At 39.1% G+C, this 2431-nt stretch carries 4 protein-coding genes; all 4 read right to left on the reverse strand.

Going from position 1 to position 2431, the window contains the following annotated elements:
- On the reverse strand, positions 1–220 hold a 220-nt coding region (locus WBJ10_RS14470), incomplete at its 3' end, for a hypothetical protein (RefSeq protein ID WP_424291520.1).
- A gap of 96 nt (positions 221–316) precedes the next feature.
- Positions 317–1009: a relaxase/mobilization nuclease domain-containing protein gene (locus WBJ10_RS14475; protein ID WP_424291522.1), complete on the reverse strand. Its 693-nt coding sequence runs from the start codon at positions 1007–1009 to the stop codon at positions 317–319.
- Between the two features lie 3 nt (positions 1010–1012).
- Positions 1013–1423 (reverse strand): plasmid mobilization protein, encoded by a 411-nt coding sequence (locus WBJ10_RS14480; RefSeq protein ID WP_424291523.1) that lies wholly within the window; start codon positions 1421–1423, stop codon positions 1013–1015.
- A gap of 594 nt (positions 1424–2017) precedes the next feature.
- Positions 2018–2431 (reverse strand): toprim domain-containing protein (locus tag WBJ10_RS14485; protein WP_424291525.1); only part of this gene is annotated, 414 nt, incomplete at its 5' end.

The raw sequence follows: 2431 nt of genomic DNA on the forward strand, positions 1-2431 counted from the left end.
CCAGATTGTCCTGGGATATCTCTTTCATTATTCCAGAAAATTCAGGGCTGGTTTCCTCTTTGACTCCGGGTTGTAAGGGGTCAATAAACTCTTTTAAGGACATGACTTCGCCACCTTTAAAAACAGCCTTCCGCGCATGATCAAGGATGGTGTATCCATAAGGGGGTTTATCATCTTTCGCATGAAATAGTATTTGAACTCCGAACTTAGCCTTCAGCATTTCTGCCAGTTTGGAAGAATAGCCGGTAAGTATTTTTGTCTTTCCTCCCGGAAGATCATGGGTTACGGTATAAATTGCCGGATTTGCCTGTAGCCTTTATTTTTCGATTATCGCCCGCAGCTGGCTGATGCGCTCTTTATCTTTTTGATGGTCAGCTATTCTCTCATCTACCTTTGTTATAGGTATTTGAGCCAGTTCTTTACCAAAATTACTGATCTTATAATCTGTTGGTGATAAAGTCAGGGCGTAACCCTGTGCTTCTAAAATCATCATGAACTGCGCACGGGTGGAAAAGTTGTACAATAAAGCATTTTTCAGATCCGCTAAAGCAACCTTAATTTCATCTATCCCTAATACCCGGTTTAATACCTGGTATGATCTTATTTTTTCATAAGAATCAGGGATCTTCCGTCCATCTTTTCCCACGCGAGTGGTAACCATGTGTATGTGGTTGTTTTTCGTATCCTTATGGAAAATCAGCAGATAGGGCTGATCTCTGTAGCCCATTCCTTTAAGCCATTGCTCCGCAATGTCGGTTAACTGCTCTTTGCTGTGTGATCTTCCTTTAGCCGAAATAACAGCATGGAATTGCGGAAACTTTGTCCGGGTACTTCGGGCAGATTGAGCTTCAAGATAATTGATATAATCCTGTGGCCGTAAATGATCCAAGCCTTGTAAAGCCCCGAAATTTTGTACCTTCATTAGTTCGCCTTTATCTTTTTCAACCTTGCTGGTGTTATAACTTACCCCTTTAAAGGCTGCGGATTTATTGAGGATTTTTACAATCATAGGTTAAGATTTCATCAGTCGAATGATTTGCCGCATCCCTTTTTCCAATTCTTGTTGGATAGTTATGTAGGATCGAAAAAGTTCGTTAAATTCTCTGGCTACGCTTTCAGTCAGCAATCCTTCATTATTGAGTATATTAGCATGCCTGGCCAGTTGATTAATGTTATTTCCACCTCTGCCCATTTCTGCACCGATAGCATCAAGCTGTTTTAAAAGCCCCCCTGCATTAACCAAAACCTTACTTGAATTGTAAAGCACTCTTGTCCGGATAAGTTCCATACGAGTGATACCGAGGCTTTTTTCAATAATCAAGATTTGGTTAAATTCATCTTCGGTTAGCCTGGCTTTAATAATCTTCGTGCGTTTTCCTGATGTCATTTCCGGCCGACCAACTTTCTTAATTGCTTTCTTCATGAGGCTTCGGATAGGCTTTTAGGCGTTTTGCAGAAAAACCAAGTTGCGCGGTTTTTCACTCCTTTGTCCAGCCTTTCCCCCTTCAGGGGTTAGGCAGGTCAAAGGCAAGTGAGTTTTTGGGTACCCAAAAACACAACTTGCCGGTATAAAAACAAAGACTGAGACTAAACCTTTTAAAGGAGATGGTATTGCCAAATGTGGGTTTAAAGGCTAAAGCTTTCTGGAGCTCTTCTTATGGGTTGAATTAGGTTTGCTGGCTATTAGTATAAGTAGCTATTTAGATTAAGACATAAAACAGATATATAGATTAACCTCTATTCGATTATTGATATCAATGTCTGTTTATATATAGCGCTATTTGTTTAGGTAGCTTATTGAATAATTATAAAAGTAGATAGTTGTATATCTGGCTATTCAGTTAGCAGACTATATAAAGAGTTGTTTAGATAAATAAATAGCTATTCGTATATACGGCTATACAGCAATTTGCATAAATGAATAGCTGAATAACCCATTAGTAAGATCTGTTTAAAACAAGCTAAGTTGAACCATACTAAACGAGATTCTCCCTTCAGAGAATGTTTTGTAAAATAGTTACCTACAAAAACCAACTTTAAGGCTTTTAAAAACATCACTAGTCGACCTTATGCGCATTGATTCGGCTTGTTCAGCCATATGTTTCTCGTTATAATCTTTATGGCCGGCGTATATATCTGAGCGATCTTTGGCATGAGGAATGGCGGATAACAACTGCTGAGTTGCCTGCCTACCGGATTGATCATGGTCAAAAAAAACATCCACCGCTTCAAATTTGGAAGAACGGACAATAGCAGCTGAGATAAAAGATAAGGAATTAAGGATTAAAACAGTAGGCTTGTTTAATGTTTGTTCATGTTTCCAACTTAGGAAATCCAAATATCCTTCAAAAACCGCCAATCGATTCTCTTCTCCCTGAATAAAGCTCATTCCCTTTTTACCCAGGCAACCTTTAAAATACTTATTGCGCAC

Source organism: Daejeonella sp., from assembly GCF_049655485.1.
GTDB lineage: Bacteria > Bacteroidota > Bacteroidia > Sphingobacteriales > Sphingobacteriaceae > Daejeonella.